Raw genomic sequence first — 19,286 nt, forward strand, 5'->3', positions numbered from 1 at the left:
TCGTTGCCAGGAGGCCCTGTTCGGATCCGTGCGCGATCTCTTGACCGGCCTTCGCGGCGCTCCTATGGTCGCCACGCCACCACGACGTAGGACGTGGGATCTCTCAAGGGAGACACAGTGAGCGACCACAAGATCAGCCTCGGCTCCACCGGACGCGCACCGGACCGTCGGTCCTTCCTCAAGTACACCGGTGCGCTGGGCGCGGCCGCCGCCCTCACCACCTCGCTCTCCGCCTGCTCCTCGGGGCCCGAGTCCACGAACGAGGCGGGCGGAGGCGACGGCGAGGGCGGCGACTCCACCCTCACCGCCGTCATCGGCTACGGGAACGACGGCAGTTGGGACCCGACGCAGACCGCGTCCGCCTTCGCGATGGCCGGCAACGAACACATCTACGAGGGCCTGCTCAACACCGACCCCATCACCCGCGAGCCGTACGCCGCGCTGGCCACACAGGTCCCCACGGACGACAAGGCGACCACCTGGAAGTTCACGCTGCGGCCCGGCGCCAAGTGGCACGACGGAAAGCCCGTGACCGCCGACGACGTGGTGTTCGTCTTCGACCGCATCCTGGACCCGAAGACGCAGACGCTGGCCAAGGGCTTCTTCGAGAGCTGGCTGAAGGAGGTCAAGAAGGTCGACGCGACCTCCGTCGAGCTCGTCCTGAAGTTCCCGTTCCCCGACGGCCTGGCCCGCCTCTCCCTCGCCAAGATCATGCCGAAGCACGTCTTCTCCGAGCCCGGGGCCTGGGACGAGGCGACCAAGGGCAAGGCGGTGGGCTCGGGACCGTACAAGCAGGCCTCGCACCACCCGAAGTCCAACACGACCTTCGAGGCGTTCGAGGACTACAACGGCCCCCGCAAGGCCGCCTTCAAGAAGATGAACTGGCTGACCATCGTGGACGCGGCTCCCCGCGTCGCGAAGATCTCCGGCGGCAGCGCGGACGCGGAGATCTCGGACAACATCCCGTACGCCAACATCGAGCAGCTCAAGAAGGACGGCCTCACCGTCGAGGGCGGGGCGGGCATGAACAACCTGTTCCTGATGTTCAACACCGCGCACAAGCCGTTCGACGACGTCCGCGTGCGCCAGGCGCTGCACTACGCCATCGACACCGAGAAGATGATCGAGGTCGCGCTCAAGGGCCACGGCAAGGCGTCGACGTCGTTCCTGAACGAGTCCAACCCCACCTACCGCCCGGCCAAGTCGGTCTACGCGTACGACCCGGCGAAGGCGAAGAAGCTCCTGAAGGAGGCGGGGGTCAAGGACCTGTCGGTCAACCTCATGGCGGTCAACGTGAGCTGGATCGTCGACTGTCTGCCGACCATCAAGGCCTCGTGGGACGCGATCGGCGTCAAGACGACCCTGGACCCGCAGGAGACCACGGCCGTCTTCACCAAGATGGACCAGAAGAAGGACTACCAGATCGTCGCGGCCGCTTCGAACCCCAACCAGTTCGGCATCGAGGCCGACCTGATCATGCACTACAACTACGGCCCGGAGAACCTCTGGATGGGCTACGCCCGCTGGGCCGACGACGCCGTCGCCAAGAAGCTCTTCAAGGACATGGACCAGGCGACGCGCGAGCCGGACGCGGCCAAGAAGAAGGCCATGGTCCAGGACTACATCGACACCGTCGCCGAGCAGGCCGTGATCTACCCGGTCGTCCACAACGAACTGATGACCGCCTGGGACCCGAAGAAGCTCACCGGCATCAAGGCCCAGCCCTACCCGGGCATCAACCTCCTCCGGGCCAAGTGGGCCCAGTAGCGCCCCCCGCCACACCACCAGCCCTTCCAGCACCACCGTTGGGAGTCGTCCGCACGTGACCGCGATCGTCAGAATCCTGGCCCGCCGCCTCCTCCTGCTCGTCCCGCTGCTGCTCGGCATCGTCCTGTTCGTGTTCCTCGTGATGCGGTTCTCGGACATCGACCCGGCGTCGGCGTTCTTCCAGGGGGCCAATCCGACCCCGGCGCAACTGCACGAGTTCCGCGAGGAGAACGGCCTGCTCGATCCGCTGCCGGTGCGCTATGCCGCGTTCGTCGGCGATCTCGTCCAGGGCGACATGGGCATCAGCGTGCTCACCCGCTCGCCGGTCGTGGAGCAGGTCACCACCGCGCTCCCGCTCACCGTGCAGCTGACCTTCCTCGGCCTGGGCATCGCGGTGACCGTCTCGCTGCTGCTCGGGGTGACCGCCGCCATCTACCGCGACCGGCTGCCCGACCAGCTCATCCGCGTCCTGTCCCTGACCGGCGTCGCGGCGCCCGGCTTCTGGCTCGCGCTGCTCATGATCCAGTACTTCGCCGTGGAGGCGGGCTGGTTCCCGACCGGCGGATACGTCAACCCCGGTGACTCCTTCACCGGCTGGCTGAAGACGATGACGCTCCCCGCGCTCGCGCTCTCCCTGCCGGTGGCCGCCGGGCTCACCCGCATCATCCGCACGGCCGTGGTCGAGGAACTCGACAAGGACTACGTGCGCACGGCCATCGGCAGCGGGCTGCCCCCGGTGGTGGTGGTCGGCCGCAACGTCCTGCGCAACGCCCTCATCAACCCGCTGACCGTGCTCGGCCTGCGCGTCGGCTATCTGCTCGGCGGCGCGGTCGTCATCGAGACGATCTTCTCGCTGCCCGGCATGGGGAAGCTGATGATCGACGCCGTGAAGAACGGCGACCCGGCCGTCGTGCAGGGCGTGGTCATCACGACGGCCGTCGGCTTCGTGATCGTGAACCTGGTCCTCGACATCCTCCACCTGCTGGTCAATCCGCGCCTCAGGGGGGCCTGATGATCACCTCGCGCAAGGCTCTGGCCGAACGGCTCTCGCGCCCCGGCATCCGGCTGCGCTCCCCGCGCCGCCTCCCGCTGCTCTCGCGCGTCGCGGTGGGCGTGATCGGGGTCGTCGTCCTCGTGGCGCTCTTCGCGCCGCTGCTCGCCCCGCACGACCCGCTCGACCAGCAGCCCCAGGTCGACGGCACCGGACACCCGTCGGCGGACCACTGGATGGGCCAGGACAGCCTCGGCCGGGACATCCTCAGCAGGCTCATGTACGGGGCGCGCTGGTCCCTGGCGATCGGGCTCGGGGCGACGCTGCTCGCCCTGCTCGTCGGCGCCCTGCTCGGGGCGGTCGCGGCGACCTCGCGCAAGGCGGTCGACGAGACGCTGATGCGGGGTCTGGACATCGTCATGGCGTTCCCCGGGATCGCGCTCGCCGCCGTGCTCGTGGCGGTCTTCGGCGGCGGCATCCTCGTCCTGATCTGCGCCATCGCGTTCCTGTTCACCCCGCCGATCGCCCGGGTCGTGCGCGCGAACGTCATGGACCAGTACGGCGAGGACTACGTCGTCGCCGAACGCGTCGTCGGCGCCCGCACCCCGCACATCCTGATCAAGCACGTGGCGATCAACTGCGCCGCGCCCATCCTGGTCTTCTGCACGGTCCAGGTCGCCGAGGCCATCGTCTTCGAGGCCTCGCTGTCGTTCATCGGCGCGGGCGTGCGGCCCCCCGACCCGTCCTGGGGCAGCGTCATCGCCGACGGCAAGAACATGGTGCTGCTCGGCGGCTGGTGGGCGACGGTCTTCCCCGGCCTCCTGATGCTGATCACGGTCCTGGCCCTGAACATCCTCTCCGAGGGCGTCTCGGACGCGTGGGCGGCGCCCGTGACCCGGGACGTGCCCGGGGAGGCCCGCAAGGAGGACCGCCTGGAGGCCCCCGAGCCGGGCAGCGGCAAGGTCCTGGACCTGCCGGGCCTGACGGAGGCGGCCCGGCGGCTGCGCGCCCGCGCACGGCCCTTGCCGGAGGGCTCTGCGGTGCTGACCGTCTCCGGCCTCACGATCGGCTTCGACGCCCGCCACGGCGGGGTGGACATCGTCGACGGCATCAGCTTCCACGTCCGGCCGGGCGAAGTCCTCGGCCTGGTCGGCGAGTCGGGCTGCGGCAAGTCGCTGACCGCGCTGACGGTGATGGGCCTGGAGCCGAAGGGCGCCCGCGTCGGCGGCCGGGTGACGTTCCGGGGCGAGGAGCTGATCGGCATGCCGATGCGTGCCCGCAGGCGGCTGCTCGGCCACGACATGGCGATGATCTACCAGGACGCGCTGTCGTCCCTGAACCCCGCGATGACGGTCCGGGCCCAGCTCAAACAGGTCGTACGCCGAGGAGGCCGCCGCACGGCGGCCGAGCTCCTCGACCTGGTCGGCCTGGACCCGGAGCGCACCCTGCGCAGCTATCCGCACGAGCTCTCCGGCGGCCAGCGCCAGCGCGTCCTGATCGCGATGGCGCTCTCCCGCGACCCGAAACTGATCGTCGCCGACGAGCCGACGACCGCCCTGGACGTCACCGTCCAGGCCCAGATCATCCAGCTCCTCCTGCGCCTGCGCGAGGAATTGGGCTTCGCGCTGATCCTCGTCTCGCACGACCTGGCCCTGGTCGCGGACGTCACCGACCGGGTGGTCGTGATGTACGGCGGCCAGATCGTCGAGACGGGCGTGACGGCGGACCTCGTCGAGGCGCCCTCGCACCACTACACGCGCGGCCTGCTCGGCTCGGTGCTCTCGCTCGAATCGGCGGCGGAACGCCTGACCCAGATCAAGGGAGTCGTGCCCTCGCCTGCCGACTTCCCCGCGGGCTGCCGGTTCGCGGACCGGTGCCCCCTCGCGAGCGAGGTGTGCCGCACGACGGCGCCCGAACTCGTCGGCGGGGTACGGCACTCCGTCGCCTGCCACCACCCGGCGCAGCGCCCGCCGCGCGTGCCGGAGCCCAGGGGAAGCGAGGCCCTCAAGTGACCGCTCGGCAGCCGGAAGACCTGATCACCCTCTCCGACGCGCACGTCGTGCACCGGGCGCGCTCGGGCGGACTCTTCTCGCGTGACCGTGTGTACGCCCTGACCGGCGTCGACCTGGCCATCGCGCCCGGCGAGACGGTGGGCGTCGTGGGCGAGTCGGGCTGCGGCAAGTCGACGCTGGCGAAGGTGCTCGTGGGGGTGCAGCGCCCGACGGCGGGCACCGTGTCCTTCCGGGGACGCGACCTGTGGACGATGCGGCCGGCCGAACGGCGGGCCGCGGTCGGCGGGAACACCGGCATGATCTTCCAGGACCCGTCGACGGCACTGAACCGGCGGCTGACCGTACGCCAGATCCTGCGTGACCCCCTGGACGTGCACAAGCGGGGAAGCGCCGCCCAGCGGGACGCCCGGGTGCGGGAGCTGATGTCCCTGGTGGGCCTCCCCAAGGTCCTCGCGGACGGTCTGCCCGGCCAGCTGTCGGGCGGGCAGCGCCAGCGCGTGGCGATCGCGCGCGCCCTGGCGCTCGAACCGGAGCTGGTGGTGGCGGACGAGCCGACGAGCGCCCTGGACGTCTCCGTGCGCGCGCAGATCCTCAACCTCCTCCTGGACCTGAAGGAGCGCCTGGGTCTGGCCCTGGTCTTCGTGTCGCACGACATCCAGACGGTGCGGCGGATGAGTGACCGGGTCATCACCATGTATCTGGGCAGGATCGTGGAGGAGTCACCGGCACAGGAGATCCTGCACCGGGCACGCCACCCGTACACCCGGGCGCTGTTCTCCGCGACGCCCGGACTCCTCGACCCCATCGACCCGATCCCGCTGGCGGGACCGGTGCCGTCGGCCACGCGCCCGCCGAGCGGATGCCCGTTCCGCACGCGGTGCTGGAAGGCGGACGAGACGTGCGCGGCGACCATGCCGGACTTCGCGTCGGAGGCGGGGTCCGGGCACCGCTACCGCTGCCACCACCCCGTGCGGGACGGCCAGTCCACGCACGAGCTAGTGATCCAGTCCGCCGCCACGGACGCGAGCCCCAGGGAGAACCCATGACGACACCCAGGCCGCTGACAGGGGTGGTACCGCCGGTCTGCACCCCGCTGACACCGGACCGCGAGGTGGACACGCGCTCGCTGGTGCGGCTGGTCGACCACCTGGTGGCGGGCGGGGTGGACGGCTTGTTCGTCCTGGGCTCGTCGTCGGAGGCGGCGTACCTGACGGACCGCCAGCGCAAGCTGGTGGTCGACACGGTGGCGGGCCATGTGGGCGGCCAACTCCCGGTCCTCGCGGGCGCGATCGACATGGCGACGCCCCGGGTCCTGGACCACGTCCGCTCGGTGACGGCGGCCGGGGCGGACGGAGTGGTGGTGACGGCCCCCTTCTACACCCGCACGCATCGGGCGGAGGTGGCCCGCCACTTCCGCCTGGTGGCGGCGGGCTCACCGGTCCCGGTCTTCGCGTACGACCTCCCGGTGGGCGTCCACTCCAAGCTGGACGCGGAGCTGGTCCTGGAACTGGCGGCGGAGGGGGTGCTGGCCGGTCTGAAGGACTCCAGCGGCGAGGAGGGGAACTTCCGGGAGGTGGTCCTGGGGGCCAGGGGCCGGGCGGACGTCTCGGGGTTCAGCGTCCTGACGGGTTCGGAGACGACGGTGGACGCGGCGCTTGCGATGGGCGCGGACGGCGTGGTGCCGGGCCTGGGGAACGTGGACCCCGAGGGGTACGCGCGCCTGTACCGCCACTGCCGGGAGGGGGACTGGGTGCGGGCGCGGGCGGAACAGGAGCGGCTGTGCGGCCTGTTCGGGATGGTGCGGGTCGGCGACGCGGGCCGGATGGGCGCCAGCTCGTCGGCACTGGGCGCGTTCAAGGCGGCCCTGCACCTCCGGGGCGTGATCACCTGCCCCGCCACGGCGGAGCCGCAGATCCCGCTGTCCGCCGGGGAGGTCGAACGGGTGGGGAAGTTCCTGGCGGGGGCGGGGTTGTTGTAGCCCCCGTGCTCAGAAGTGCGTCGTGCGTGCCGCCACCATCAGCCGCGTCACCTCGTCCGCGCCGATGGTCAGCGCGCCGCCGGCCGTGGCGAGCACCTCGCGCTCGGCGGGGGTGTACGGGCCGTCGGCGAGCGCGATCCGCGCGCCCTGGAGCAGCAGCGCCTCACGCCCGGCCGGCGCCAGGTGCGGGGCCAACGGGCCCAGCGCCTCGTGGAGTTCTATGGCCAGACCGGGCCCGCAGTCCGGGACGGTCGCGCGGCCGGTGTCCGCGGCGAGCGCGTCGACGAGCGCGACGAGCTGCTCCTCGCGGCAGTCGTCGAAGCCCGCGCCGCGCAGCGCGCAGACGGCCGCGTCGAGCGTCGTGCGCGAGGAGGTGCCGCCCGCGGCGAGGATCGCGAGGACGACGGTGTGCACGGCGTCGCGGACCATGGCCGAGAGCCGGGTGGTCGTGGGATGGCCGAGAACGTCCGTGCCGAAGTGGTCGCCGCAGGCGGCGCACTCGACGATGGGGCCCGCCGTGCCGCGCGGCAGGACCGGGACGCCGAGCAGGACGAAGCGGCGCCGGCCGGTGCGGCGCTGGTAGTTGCGGTCACCGCCGCAGCCCGGGCAGAAGAACTCGCCGTCCCCGACGGTGGTCCAGGCCGTGTGCACGCCGAGCACACGCCTTCGCAGGACCCGCCCGCGGGAAACGGGCGTGGCGAAGATGCGGGATTCCCGGCCGTTTCGTCCCCGATCTGGCAGCACCGCGCACCTCCGTAACGCCCCGGCAACATTGCCGCGTTGGGCGTGATGTTAGCCACATTGTTGATGTGGCGTCAGCACCCTGTACGAGAGATGGCCGGTAGACGACCTGGACACGCCGCCACGCAAAAGCGCCGAACGGGCCCATTCGAGCCCGTCCGGCGCTTGACGATCTGCTGGTGTGACCGTGCGGCGCCGGTCAGCGGGCCGCGCGGTTCACCGCGGAAACCGCGGCCTTCAGCGAGGCACGTGTCGTGTTCGCGTCGATGCCGATGCCCCACAGGACCTTGTCGCCGATCGCGCACTCGATGTACGAAGCGGCCTGCGCGGAGGCGCCCTCGCTCATCGTGTGCTCCTGGTAGTCCAGGAGGCGTACGTCGATGCCGATGCCCTGGAGCGCGTGGAAGAAGGCCGAGATCGGGCCGTTGCCGGTGCCGGTCAGGACCGTGTCGGCGCCGTCGACGGTGGCCTCGACGGTCAGCGTGTCGGTGCCGTCCTTGTCCGTGGTCGTCTGGCCGTTCTTGACCTGAATGCGGCCCCACGGGTTCTGCGGGTTGGGCAGGTACTCGTCCTGGAAGATGCTCCAGATCGCGTCCGGGGTGACCTCGCCGCCCTCGGTGTCGGTCTTCGTCTGGATGATCTTCGAGAACTCGACCTGCATGCGGCGCGGCAGGTCCAGCTTGTGGTCGTTCTGGAGGACGTAGGCGATGCCGCCCTTGCCGGACTGCGAGTTGACGCGGATGACGGCCTCGTACGAACGGCCGACGTCCTTGGGGTCGATGGGCAGGTACGGGACGGCCCACTCGATCTCGTCGACCGTCTTGCCCTGCTGCTCGGCCCGGACGCCCATCGCCTCGAAGCCCTTCTTGATGGCGTCCTGGTGGGAGCCGGAGAAGGCGGTGTAGACGAGGTCGCCCGCGTACGGGTGGCGCGGGTGCACCTCCATCTGGTTGCAGTACTCGGCGGTGCGGCGGATCTCGTCGATGTCCGAGAAGTCGATCTGCGGGTCGACGCCCTGCGAGAACAGGTTCATGCCCAGCGTGACCAGGTCGACGTTGCCGGTGCGCTCGCCCTGCCCGAACAGGCAGCCCTCGATGCGGTCGGCGCCCGCCATGATGGCCAGCTCGGCGGCGGCGACGGCGGTGCCGCGGTCGTTGTGCGGGTGGACGGAGAGGCAGACGTGCTCGCGCCGGGTCAGGTTGCGGGACATCCACTCGAAGCGGTCCGCGTGGGTGGAGGGCGTCGAGCGCTCCACGGTGGCGGGCAGGTTCAGGATGATCTCGCGGCCCTCCGCGGGCTGCCACACGTCACAGACCGCCTCGCAGACCTCCAGGGCGAAGTCCAGCTCGGTGTCGGTGAAGATCTCGGGGCTGTACTGGTAGCCGAAGACCGTCTCGGGGCCCAGCAGCTTCTCCGCGTACTCCATGACCAGGCGGGTGCCGTCGACGGCGATCTGCTTGACCGCGTCCTTCGAGCCGCGGAAGACGACCTCGCGCCAGACGGGCGCGGTCGCGTTGTACAGGTGGACGGTGGCGCGCTTGGCGCCGACCAGCGACTCGACCGTGCGGGCGATGAGCTCCTCGCGGGCCTGGGTCAGGACGGAGATCGTCACGTCGTCCGGGATCGCGCCGTCCTCGATGATCGACCGTACGAAGTCGAAGTCGGTCTGGCCCGAGGAGGGGAAGCCGACCTCGATCTCCTTGTAGCCCATGCGGACCAGCAGGTCGAACATCTCGCGCTTGCGCGCGGGGGACATCGGGTCGATCAGCGCCTGGTTGCCGTCCCGCAGGTCCGTCGAGAGCCAGCGGGGAGCGACCGTGATCCGCTTGTCCGGCCACGTCCGGTCGGGGATGTCGACCTGGTCGTACTGGCCGTACTTGTGGATCGGCAGGGAAGTGGCGCGCTGGAGATTGGGCTTGATCGCCATGATGCGGGGGCTCCTCGGGAGTGTCCTTAAGGACGGCCGACGGTCGCTTCGCGAGCAACACCGAACTCCGCGGGGAGGGGGTCGGCCTCGACTACAGGCCCTCGCCGCGGCAGCTAAGGAGAAGCAGCCCGTAACGCATGATGCTCCGCAGCCTAGCCGAGCCGCGCTGTGTGCGCGGGTGTGTATCAGTATGCGGGATCGCCGTCAGGTAACGGGTATGAGGTGATCAATACCTCTATTTCATTAATCATGGTTGCAGGTAGTGACAGCGGCATGACCCAGTGCCACATTGCCGCCATGACCGCCAATCCAGGCTTCGAGCCTGTCTTCTGCACCATCATTCCGCCCCACGTGCTCGACACTCTGGCCCAGAGTGACGACGCCGCGCTCGCGGGTCCCGCCCGCCGCACGCTGGAACGGGACTCCATCGAGCGCACCCACCGGCGCCTGACCACGGTCATCGGCGCCCCCTCCGTCTCGCTGCCCAAGGAGGCCGCGGAGAACAAACCGCACCGGACGATCCACGACGCGCGGCACAAGACCGAGCTGCCGGGCCGCAAGGTCCGCGGCGAGGGCGAGAAGCCGGGCAAGGACGCGACCGTCAACCGCGCCTACGCCGGCCTCGGCGCGACCTTCGAGCTGTACCTGAAGACGTACCAGCGCAACTCCATCGACGGCAACGGCCTGCCCCTGAACGCGACGGTCCACTACGGCGAGGACTACGGGAACGCCTTCTGGAACGGCGAACAGATGGTCTTCGGCGACGGTGACGGCGAGATCTTCCTCGACTTCACCATTCCCGTGGACGTCATCGGCCACGAGTTGACGCACGGCGTCGTGCAGTACACGGCGAACCTCACGTACTTCGGCCAGCCGGGCGCCCTGAACGAATCGTTCGCCGACGTCTTCGGCTCGCTGATCAAGCAGTACACGCTCGGCCAGACCGCGGCCGAGGCCGACTGGCTGATCGGCGCCGGGCTGCTCGCCCCGCGCGTCACGGGCAAGGCCCTGCGCTCCATGAAGGCCCCCGGCACGGCCTACGACGACGACGTGCTCGGCAAGGACCCGCAGCCCGCCGACATGGACCACTACGTCCGCACGGGCCGCGACAACGGCGGCGTGCACATCAACTCCGGCATCCCCAACCACGCCTTCTACCTGCTCGCCGAGGAGCTCGGCGGCAACGCCTGGGAGCGCGCGGGACAGATCTGGTACGCCGTCCTGACCGGCGGCGAACTGGCCCAGGACGCCTCCTTCGCGGACTTCGCGAAGCTGACCGTGGCCGCCGCCCGCGACAAGTACGGCGAGGGCGAGGAGCACGGGGCTGTCCTGAAGGCGTGGTCCCAGGTCGGCGTGCCTACCAACTGACCTCCCCATGGAGTAGACAGGTTCCATGCGTATCCAGGTGAAGCGCACGGGAGGATTCGCGGGCATCGAGCGGCACGCCGAGGTCGAGACCTCGGGTCTGCCCGATGCCCACGAGTGGCAGGCCCTGGCCGAACAGGCCGTGGCCGAGGGCCGGAGCACCCCGCCGATAGGGGTGCCGGACGGCTTCAGCTACCAGCTCACCGTGGACGGACACACGGTGTACTGCTCGGATCCCCGGCTGACCGAGCCGCAGCGGAAGCTGATCACGCGCGTCCTGAAGGAGGGTTCGTAAAACTTGAGCGGTGTTCACCTTTTCTGAGGTACGCCCATTGACTTCCGTGCGCGGCCGTACGGAAGATCGCGCCCATGGCAGCGAGCGATGCGCGCGAACCCCTCCCCCAGTTCCCCCGCGAGTTCCTGTGGGGGGTGTCCACGTCGGCCCATCAGATCGAGGGCGCCGCCGGCCTGCGCGGCCCCTCGGTCTGGGACGCGTTCACGGCGGTGCCGGGCCGGGTCAAGGACGGCACCACGGCCGACGTCGCCTGCGACCACTACCACCGCTACCGCGAAGACGTCGCGCTCATCGCGGAGTTGGGCGTGGACGCCTACCGCTTCTCGGTGTCCTGGCCGCGCGTGCTGCCGGGCGGGAGCGGCGAGGTGAGCGCCGCGGGCCTGGACTTCTACGACCGGCTCGTCGACGAGCTGTGCGCGGCGGGCGTGCGCCCCGTCCCGACGCTCTTCCACTGGGACACCCCGCTCGCGCTCGCCGACCGGGGCGGCTGGCGGCTGCGGGACACCGCCGAGCGCTTCGCCGAGTACGCGGCCGTGGTGGCCGCCCGCATCGGTGACCGCGCCCAGAAGTGGATCACCCTCAACGAACCCGCCGAGCACACCCTGCTCGGCCACGCGCTCGGCCAGCACGCACCCGGCGAGCACCTCCTGTTCGACGCGCTGCCGGTGGCCCACCACCAGCTCCTCGCCCACGGTCTGGCCGTACGGGCGCTGCGCGCGGCGGGCGTCACGGACATCGGCATCGCCAACTCGCACGGCCCCACCTGGCCCGCGTCCTCCTCGGCCGCGGACACGGAGGCGGCGGACTTCTACGACCTGCTCCTCAACCGCCTGTTCGCCGACCCGATCGTCCTGGGCCGCTATCCGGAGGGCATCGCGGAGCTGATGCCGGGCGACGACGTCGAGGCCGACCTGAAGGTGATCGCCGAGCCGGTCGACTGGTACGGCATCAACTTCTACCAGCCGACGAAGGTGGGCGCCCCGCTCCCCACGGCGACGGAATTCTCCGGCCTGACGCTGCCCCAGGAACTCCCTTTCTCCCCAAGGGAGTTGGATGACTATCCACGGACGGACTTCGGCTGGCCGGTGGTCCCCGAGGCGTTCACCGAACTCCTGACGGGCCTGGGCGACCGGTACGGCGACCGCCTCCCGCCCCTGGTGATCACCGAGAACGGCTGCTCGTACGAGGGAATCGACGACCAGCGGCGGATCGACTACCTGGACGGCCATCTGCGCGCCCTGCACCGGGCGATGGAGGCGGGGATCGACGTACGCGGCTACTTCGTCTGGTCCCTCCTGGACAACTTCGAATGGGCGGAGGGCTACCGCCAGCGCTTCGGACTCGTCCACGTGGACTTCGCGGACCCGGCCGCCCTCACCCGCACCCCGAAGGCGTCGTACGCGTGGCTGCGCGAGGCGCTCCGGGCGCAACGGCCATGACCGCGGAGCCGGCCGCGGCGCTCGACGAGCCGACCCGGCGGGTCGGGCGGAGCTGGACGGCCGCGCTCTCGCTCGCCAACGGGGCGATCTGGGTGGGCTGGTACGGCCCGCTCCAGATCCTCCTCGCCCTCCAGGCGGAGGACCTCGCACCGGCCGGGACGTCCAAGGAGACGGTCCTGGCGTGGGTGGCGGGCGCGGGGGCCGTGGTGTCCCTCGCCTCGAACCCGCTCTTCGGCGCCCTCTCGGACCGCACGGTGTCGCGCCACGGGCGGCGCACCCCGTGGATCGTGGCGGGCACGGCGGGCGGCGCGGCGGCGCTGCTGCTGCTGTCGGCCGCCGGGTCCGTGTGGTGGATGGCGGCGGGCTGGTGCCTGGTCCAGCTCACCCTGAACGCCGCGTTCGCCGCCGTCACGGCCGCCGTACCGGACCGGGTGCCGCGGCTCCAGCGGGGCTCGGTGGGCGGCTGGCTCGGGGCCGCGCAGCTCCTGGGCGTGGTGGTGGGCACGGGCCTGGCGACGGCGGCCGGGGGCGTGGCGGCGGGGTACGCGGCGTGCGCGGTGTTCACGCTGGTGGGCGTCCTGCCGTACGTCCTGCGCCACCGGGACCTGCGCCTGGCGCCCGAGGACAGGCCGCCGTTCGCGTGGCGGTCGTTCGCCGCCGCCTTCTGGCTGAGCCCGCGCCGCCATCCGGACCTGGGCTGGGCCTGGCTGACCCGCTTCCTGATCAACCTCAGCAACGCCCTGGTCCTGCTGTATCTCCTGTACTACCTGCGCGACCGCCTCGACCACCCCGACCCGGACGAGGGCGTCCTGATCCTCACCGCCGTGAACGGCGTGACGCTGCTCGCGACGGTGGTCGTGGGCGGTGTCCTGTCGGACCGCGTGGGCCGCCGCAAGCCGTTCGTGCTCTGGTCGGGCGTCCTGATGGCGGTGGCGACGGCCCTGCTGTCCGGCTGGCAGACCTGGCCGGGGGCGCTCGTCGCGGCGGCCGTGCTCGGGGTCGGCTTCGGCGTCTTCACGTCGGTGGACTTCGCGCTGATGACCGACGTCCTGCCGAAGGCCATGGACCGCGGCAAGGACATGGGCGTCATCAACATCGCCAACTCCCTGCCCCAGGTGGCGGCACCGGCCCTCGCGGCCCCGATCGTGACGCACCTGGGCGGCTACCGGGTGCTGTACCTGGTGGCGGCGGTGATCGGGCTCGCGGGAGCGCTGCTTGTGACGCGGATCAGGGGCGTGGAGTAACGGCGGGCCGGGGCGCCTTCTAGAAGCCCAGCTTGCGCAGCTGCTTCGGGTCGCGCTGCCAGTCCTTGGCGACCTTGACGTGCAGGTCCAGGAAGACGGGGGTGCCCAGGAGCGCCTCGATCTGCTGCCGGGACTTGATCCCGACCTCCTTGAGGCGCTTGCCCTTCGGGCCGATGATGATGCCCTTCTGGCTGGGGCGCTCGATGTAGACGTTCGCGTGGATGTCCAGCATCGGCTTGTCCGCGGGGCGGTCCTCGCGCGGCAGCATCTCCTCCACCACGACGGCGATGGAGTGCGGCAGCTCGTCCCGCACGCCCTCAAGGGCGGCCTCGCGGATCAGCTCGGCGACCATGACCTGCTCGGGCTCGTCCGTGAGGTCGCCCTCGGGGTAGAGCGGCGGGCTCTTGGGGAGCATCGGGACGATCAGGTCCGCGAGCAGCTGGACCTGCTGGTCGCCGACCGCGGACACCGGCACGATCTGCGCCCACTCGAAGCCGAGCTCCTTGCCGAGCTGGTCGATGGCGATGAGCTGCTCGGCGAGGGTCTTGCTGTCGACCAGGTCGGTCTTCGTGACGACCGCGATCTTCGGGGTCTTCTTGATGCCGGCCAGTTCCTTGGCGATGAACCGGTCGCCGGGGCCGAGCTTCTCGTTCGCGGGCAGGCAGAACCCGATGACGTCGACCTCGGCCCAGGTGGTCCGCACGACGTCGTTCAGCCGCTCGCCGAGCAGCGTGCGCGGCTTGTGGAGCCCGGGGGTGTCCACCAGGATCAGCTGGGCGTCCGGCCGGTGCACGATGCCGCGGACCGTGTGCCGCGTGGTCTGCGGCTGGTTCGCGGTGATCGCCACCTTCTGGCCGACCAGAGCATTCGTGAGGGTGGACTTGCCCGCGTTGGGGCGGCCCACGAAGCAGGCGAAGCCGGCGCGGTGGGGTGCCCCCGACGATTCTGACGGCTCGGATGACTCGGTACGAACGCTCATGCCGCCCATTCTCCCTGATCGACGGAGGGCCGCAGCACCCCGAGGCGCCGATCGGGCGCGCGGCCGGTATCGGTGAGGTCACGGAAACTCCCCCGCAACACGAAACACGACGGAAACCCCGGGGTGCCCGATCGGAAACGCGGGGCCGTGACGCTCTCCCTCTGCCCCCACCCGGAGGAGAGATTCCCCGTGCAGACCCTGTACGCGCCGCACGCGCTCGCGACCACCCTGGCCTCGGCCAAGGGTCCCGACACCGGAGACACGGCCTGGCTGCTCGCGGCCACCGCCCTGGTCCTCCTGATGACGCCGGGCCTCGCGCTCTTCTACGGCGGCATGGTCCGCACGAAGAGCGTCCTCAACATGCTGCTCATGAGTTTCGTGTCGATCGCCCTGGTCACGGTGGTGTGGCTGCTCGCCGGCTACTCGCTCGCGTTCGGCGACGACTCCTTCGCGGGACTGATCGGCGGCTTCGACCACATCGGCCTCGCGGGCATCGGCCCGAGCACGCTCACGGGCACGGTTCCCACCCTCCTGTTCACCACGTTCCAGCTCACCTTCGCGATCCTCACCACGGCGCTGATCAGCGGCGCGATCGCCGACCGCACGAAGTTCGCGGCGTGGCTTGTCTTCGTGCCGGTCTGGGCGCTGCTCGTATACGTTCCCGTGGCGCACTGGGTCTGGGGCCCGGACGGCTGGATCTCCTCGTCCCTCGGGGCGCTGGACTTCGCGGGCGGCCTGGTCGTCGAGATCGCGTCCGGCGCGTCCGGTCTGGCGCTCGTCCTGGTCATCGGCCCGCGCATCGGCTTCAAGAAGGACGCGATGCGTCCGCACAACCTGCCGATGGTCCTGATGGGCGCGGGCCTGCTGTGGTTCGGCTGGCTCGGCTTCAACGGCGGCTCGGCGCTCGGCGCCAACGGCCTGGCGGCGGCCTCCCTCCTGAACACGCTGCTCGCCGGGTGCACGGGCCTGCTGGGCTGGCTCTTCGTGGAGCAGAAGCGCGACGGCCACCCGACGACGTTCGGCGCGGCGTCGGGCGCGGTGGCGGGCCTGGTGGCGATCACCCCCGCGTGCGGGGTGGTCGGGGTGCCGGGCGCCGCGGTGGTCGGTCTGGCGGCGGGCGTGGTCTGCTCGTACGCCGTGGCGTGGAAGTTCCGCTTCGACTACGACGACTCGCTCGACGTGGTGGGCGTGCACCTGGTGGGCGGAGTCGTCGGCACGCTCCTGATCGGTCTGTTCGCGACGGCCACGATGACGGAAGGCGCGGAGGGCCTGTTCTACGGGGGCGGGCTCGCCCAGCTGGGCAAGCAGACGGTGGCGGTGCTTGTCGTGGCGGCGTACACCTTCGCCGTGACGTTCGGCGTCGGCAAGGCGATCGACAAGCTGATGGGCTTCCGCGCGGACGCCGAGGACGAGATGACGGGCCTGGACCAGACGCACCACGCGGAGACCGCCTACGATCACGGCGTCCTGGTCAGCCCGATGAAGGGGAGCAAGGCCTCATGAAGCTCATCACCGCGGTCATCAAGCCGTTCCGCCTGGACGAGGTGAAGACCGCGCTCCAGGAGCTCGGCGTCCAGGGCCTCACCGTCACCGAGGCGAGCGGGTACGGACGCCAGCGGGGGCACACGGAGGTGTACCGGGGCGCGGAGTACCAGGTGGACCTGGTGCCGAAGGTCCGCATCGAGGTCGTCGTGGACGACGCCGAGTCGGACCTGGTGATCGACACGATCGTCCGCGCGGCGGCAACGGGAAAGATCGGCGACGGCAAGGTGTGGGCGGTCCCGGTGGAGACGGTGGTCCGGGTCCGGACGGGTGAGCGGGGTCCGGACGCGGTGTGATGTTCCCGGAGGGGAATCTCAGCCCGTCCGGCGTTTGAGGACGAACTCGGCGAAGCCGGTGAATGACGGCGCCGAGGCCCCCGCGCCGAGCGGGTTTTCGGGAAGGGGCGGGGTCGGGGAATGAGTCAGTTCGCCTGAACCCGCACCCGGACCGCCCCGTCGGGCCCCGCCAGGAACACCGGCGTCCCGGCCCCGCCAAGGTCCCGCACGGCGGCGAGGTCCTGCGCGGACAGCTCCTGCGCGGAAGAGACGACCGCAGCCGCCTCGAGCGACTCCGCCCCGGAGGCGACGGCCATCGCCACGGCGGTCCGCAGGGCGGAAAGCTCCAGGGAGGCGAGCGCGACGGTCCCGGCGACATACGTCCGCCCCGTCTCGTCCCGCACGGCGGCCCCCTCGGCCACTCCGTTCCGCGCCCGCGCCGAACGAGCCAGCGTCACGATCTTCAGGTCCTCGGCGTCAAGCGCAGCACTCTCGGTCATGCGCCGAGCATACGGAGCGAGGAGAGCCGGACGGCCACCGGGTGCATCGGCCCGCGCCCCGCCTAGGGCCGGTCGAGGCGCAGCCGCACGGCCTTCGGGAGACCGGCGACCACCAGGTCGTACGAGTCCTCGACCAGCTCACGGACCATCGCGTCCGGCAGCCCCGCCACCCGCACGGTGTTCCAGTGCCGCTTGTTCATGTGCCACCCCGGCACGATCTCGGGGTGCGCCTCGCGCAGCTGCACCGCGAGGTCCGGCTCGCACTTCAGGTTCACGCTCAGCGGCGCCGCGTCCAGCGAACTCAGCGCGAACATCTTGCCCGCGACCTTGAACACCGAGGCCTCGGGCCCGAACGGGAACTCCTCCACCACGTCGTTGAACGACAGGCAGAACGCGCGCAGCTCCTGCGGGCTCACCCCGAGGTCTCCTCGCCGTCGTCCTTGGTCTCGACCGGCTCCACGAGCACCGTCACGATCTTGTTCCGCCGTCCGGCGGCGGACTCCGCGGTGAGCCGCAGCTCCCGCCCGTCCGGCAGCGGCACGAGCGCCGAAGCCCCGGCGATCGGCACCCGGCCGAGCGCCTTGGCGAGCAGACCGCCGACCGTCTCGACGTCCTCGTCGTCGAACTCGTCGAGCCCGAAGAGCTCGCCGAGGTCACCGATGTCCAGGCGCGCGGTGACGCGGTAGCAGCCGTCCGCGAGCTCCTCGACGGGCGGCAGCTCACGGTCGTACTCGTCGGTGATCTCGCCGACGATCTCTTCCAGGATGTCCTCGATGGTGACGATGCCGGCCGTGCCGCCGTACTCGTCGATGACGACGGCGACGTGGTTGCGCTCCTGCTGCATCTCGCGCAGCAGGTCCCCCGCGTTCTTCGTGTCGGGCACGAACGTCGCCGGGCGCATCGCCGTCGACACCAGGTCCGCCTCGCTGTCGCGGTTGATGTGCGTCTTGCGGGCCAGGTCCTTGAGGTACACCATGCCGACGACGTCGTCCTCGCTCTCGCCCGTCACCGGGATGCGCGAGAAACCGGACCGCAGCGCGAGGGTGAGCGCCTGCCGGATGGTCTTGAAGCGCTCGATGGCGACCAAGTCCGTGCGGGGCACCATGACTTCGCGGACGAGGGTGTCGCCCAGCTCGAAGACGGAGTGCACCATGCGGCGCTCGTCGTCCTCGATGAGCGACTCCTTCTCGGCGAGGTCGACCATCGCCCGCAGCTCGGCCTCGGAGGCGAACGGGCCGCGCCGGAAGCCCTTGCCGGGCGTGAGCGCGTTGCCGATGAGGATCAGGAGCGGCGGGATCGGGCCCATGACGCGGGCCAGCGGCAGCAGGACGTACGCCGCGGCCGTCGCCGTGTTGAGCGGGTGCTGGCGGCCGATGGTGCGCGGCGAGACGCCCACGGCCACGTACGACACGAGGACCATCACCGCGATGGCGACGGCGAGCGCCTCCCACGTCTCGGCGAATTCGTTCAGGCAGGCGTACGTCACCAGGGACGCCGCCGCCATCTCGCAGGCGACGCGCACCAGGAGCGCGACGTTCAGATAGCGGGTGGGGTCGGCGGCGACCTGCGCGAGCTTCGCGCTGCCGCGCCGCCCGGAGCGGACCGCCTCCTCCGCCCGGAAGCTGGAGGTGCGGGCGATGCCCGCTTCGGCGCAGGCCGCGAGCCAGGCGACGACGACCAGGGCGACGGCGCCCGCGATCAGCTGGAAACTCATGGCCGCCCTACGAGACGGTCGGGGCGGGAGAGGGCCCGGTCAGGCCGTTCTCGGCACGCCAGCCGTCGACGATGGCCGCCTGGAGGCCGAACATCTCGGCCTTCTCGTCCGGCTCCTCGTGGTCATAGCCCAGCAGGTGCAGCACTCCGTGGACGGTGAGCAGCTGGAGCTCCTCGTCCATGGAGTGCTCCGTGGGGGCTTCCTTGCCCTGCCTGAGGGCGACCTCGGGGCAGAGCACGATGTCGCCGAGGAGGCCCTGCGGGGGCTCCTCCTCCGCCTTGGCCGGCGGACGCAGCTCGTCCATCGGGAAGGACATGACGTCCGTCGGTCCCGGCAGGTCCATCCACTGCATGTGGAGCTGCTCCATGGCGTCGGCGTCCACGACGATCACCGAGAGCTCGGAGAGCGGGTGGATGCGCATCCGCGCGAGGGCGTGGCGGGCGATGTCGAGGATCGCCTGCTCGTCGACCTCGGTTCCGGATTCGTTGTTGACGTCGATCGACATGGTGCGGCTTCC

At 70.8% G+C, this 19,286-nt stretch carries 18 protein-coding genes; 11 read left to right on the forward strand and 7 right to left on the reverse strand.

Annotated elements, in window-relative coordinates:
- Positions 1 to 117 precede the first annotated feature (117 nt).
- The 5 genes from QBL25_RS15495 to QBL25_RS15515 are packed head-to-tail and all read left to right on the forward strand — an operon-like array spanning position 118 to position 6,748.
- Positions 118 to 1,767, forward strand: coding sequence for an ABC transporter substrate-binding protein (locus QBL25_RS15495; protein ID WP_409057624.1), 1,650 nt, complete (start codon positions 118 to 120; stop codon positions 1,765 to 1,767).
- A gap of 55 nt (positions 1,768 to 1,822) precedes the next feature.
- Positions 1,823 to 2,779, forward strand: a complete 957-nt coding sequence (locus tag QBL25_RS15500) for an ABC transporter permease (protein WP_409057625.1) — start codon at positions 1,823 to 1,825, stop codon at positions 2,777 to 2,779.
- The gene (locus QBL25_RS15505; protein WP_409057626.1) at positions 2,779 to 4,770 is read left to right on the forward strand and encodes a dipeptide/oligopeptide/nickel ABC transporter permease/ATP-binding protein; all 1,992 of its coding nucleotides are present in this window, start codon (positions 2,779 to 2,781) and stop codon (positions 4,768 to 4,770) included. The genes QBL25_RS15500 and QBL25_RS15505 overlap by 1 nt, the downstream gene beginning before the upstream one ends.
- On the forward strand, positions 4,767 to 5,816 hold the full coding sequence (locus QBL25_RS15510) for an oligopeptide/dipeptide ABC transporter ATP-binding protein (protein ID WP_409057627.1): 1,050 nt from the start codon (positions 4,767 to 4,769) through the stop codon (positions 5,814 to 5,816). Before QBL25_RS15505 ends, QBL25_RS15510 begins: the two co-directional genes overlap by 4 nt.
- A complete protein-coding gene (locus tag QBL25_RS15515; protein ID WP_409057628.1) occupies positions 5,813 to 6,748 on the forward strand; it encodes a dihydrodipicolinate synthase family protein in 936 nt (311 codons plus the stop codon). The genes QBL25_RS15510 and QBL25_RS15515 overlap by 4 nt, the downstream gene beginning before the upstream one ends.
- Positions 6,749 to 6,757: 9 nt before the next feature.
- Here QBL25_RS15515 and QBL25_RS15520 read toward each other — a convergent pair whose 3' ends face one another.
- Both QBL25_RS15520 and leuA read right to left on the reverse strand, forming a co-directional pair.
- Positions 6,758 to 7,492, reverse strand: coding sequence for a TerB family tellurite resistance protein (locus tag QBL25_RS15520; protein WP_409057629.1), 735 nt, complete (start codon positions 7,490 to 7,492; stop codon positions 6,758 to 6,760).
- A gap of 196 nt (positions 7,493 to 7,688) precedes the next feature.
- Positions 7,689 to 9,416 carry a 2-isopropylmalate synthase gene (gene leuA, locus QBL25_RS15525; protein WP_409057630.1) on the reverse strand — a complete coding sequence of 576 codons (1,728 nt, stop codon included), beginning with the start codon at positions 9,414 to 9,416 and terminating at the stop codon, positions 7,689 to 7,691.
- A gap of 297 nt (positions 9,417 to 9,713) precedes the next feature.
- Here leuA and QBL25_RS15530 point away from each other — a divergent pair, with 297 nt between their 5' ends.
- The 4 genes from QBL25_RS15530 (at position 9,714) to QBL25_RS15545 (ending at position 13,759) form a co-directional block, all read left to right on the forward strand.
- Positions 9,714 to 10,784 (forward strand): M4 family metallopeptidase, encoded by a 1,071-nt coding sequence (locus QBL25_RS15530; protein WP_409057631.1) that lies wholly within the window; start codon positions 9,714 to 9,716, stop codon positions 10,782 to 10,784.
- A 25-nt stretch (positions 10,785 to 10,809) separates the two neighbouring features.
- Positions 10,810 to 11,076: a protealysin inhibitor emfourin gene (locus tag QBL25_RS15535; protein WP_409057632.1), complete on the forward strand. Its 267-nt coding sequence runs from the start codon at positions 10,810 to 10,812 to the stop codon at positions 11,074 to 11,076.
- A 74-nt stretch (positions 11,077 to 11,150) separates the two neighbouring features.
- Positions 11,151 to 12,515 carry a GH1 family beta-glucosidase gene (locus tag QBL25_RS15540; RefSeq protein ID WP_409057633.1) on the forward strand — a complete coding sequence of 455 codons (1,365 nt, stop codon included), beginning with the start codon at positions 11,151 to 11,153 and terminating at the stop codon, positions 12,513 to 12,515.
- On the forward strand, positions 12,512 to 13,759 hold the full coding sequence (locus tag QBL25_RS15545) for an MFS transporter (protein WP_409057634.1): 1,248 nt from the start codon (positions 12,512 to 12,514) through the stop codon (positions 13,757 to 13,759). Before QBL25_RS15540 ends, QBL25_RS15545 begins: the two co-directional genes overlap by 4 nt.
- 19 nt (positions 13,760 to 13,778) lie before the next feature.
- Here QBL25_RS15545 and era read toward each other — a convergent pair whose 3' ends face one another.
- Positions 13,779 to 14,747, reverse strand: coding sequence for a GTPase Era (gene era / locus QBL25_RS15550; RefSeq protein ID WP_409057635.1), 969 nt, complete (start codon positions 14,745 to 14,747; stop codon positions 13,779 to 13,781).
- A gap of 180 nt (positions 14,748 to 14,927) precedes the next feature.
- Here era and QBL25_RS15555 point away from each other — a divergent pair, with 180 nt between their 5' ends.
- Both QBL25_RS15555 and QBL25_RS15560 read left to right on the forward strand, forming a co-directional pair.
- A complete protein-coding gene (locus QBL25_RS15555) occupies positions 14,928 to 16,241 on the forward strand; it encodes an ammonium transporter (protein WP_409057636.1) in 1,314 nt (437 codons plus the stop codon).
- A complete protein-coding gene (locus QBL25_RS15560; RefSeq protein ID WP_409057637.1) occupies positions 16,238 to 16,576 on the forward strand; it encodes a P-II family nitrogen regulator in 339 nt (112 codons plus the stop codon). The genes QBL25_RS15555 and QBL25_RS15560 overlap by 4 nt, the downstream gene beginning before the upstream one ends.
- 125 nt (positions 16,577 to 16,701) lie before the next feature.
- On the opposite strand, the gene QBL25_RS15565 is transcribed toward QBL25_RS15560, so the two are convergent.
- From QBL25_RS15565 to ybeY, 4 genes are all read right to left on the reverse strand, one after another.
- Positions 16,702 to 17,055 (reverse strand): cytidine deaminase, encoded by a 354-nt coding sequence (locus tag QBL25_RS15565; RefSeq protein WP_409057638.1) that lies wholly within the window; start codon positions 17,053 to 17,055, stop codon positions 16,702 to 16,704.
- Positions 17,056 to 17,117: 62 nt separating this feature from the next.
- Entirely contained in the window at positions 17,118 to 17,471 is a 354-nt protein-coding gene (locus tag QBL25_RS15570) for an MmcQ/YjbR family DNA-binding protein (RefSeq protein ID WP_409057639.1), read from the reverse strand.
- Positions 17,468 to 18,769 carry a hemolysin family protein gene (locus QBL25_RS15575; protein WP_409057640.1) on the reverse strand — a complete coding sequence of 434 codons (1,302 nt, stop codon included), beginning with the start codon at positions 18,767 to 18,769 and terminating at the stop codon, positions 17,468 to 17,470. The genes QBL25_RS15570 and QBL25_RS15575 overlap by 4 nt, the downstream gene beginning before the upstream one ends.
- Before the next feature lie 7 nt (positions 18,770 to 18,776).
- On the reverse strand, positions 18,777 to 19,274 hold the full coding sequence (gene ybeY, locus QBL25_RS15580; protein ID WP_409057641.1) for an rRNA maturation RNase YbeY: 498 nt from the start codon (positions 19,272 to 19,274) through the stop codon (positions 18,777 to 18,779).
- Positions 19,275 to 19,286 lie beyond the last annotated feature (12 nt).

The sequence above is a fragment of the Streptomyces sp. SYP-A7185 genome, from assembly GCF_046103685.1.
Lineage (GTDB): Bacteria > Actinomycetota > Actinomycetes > Streptomycetales > Streptomycetaceae > Streptomyces.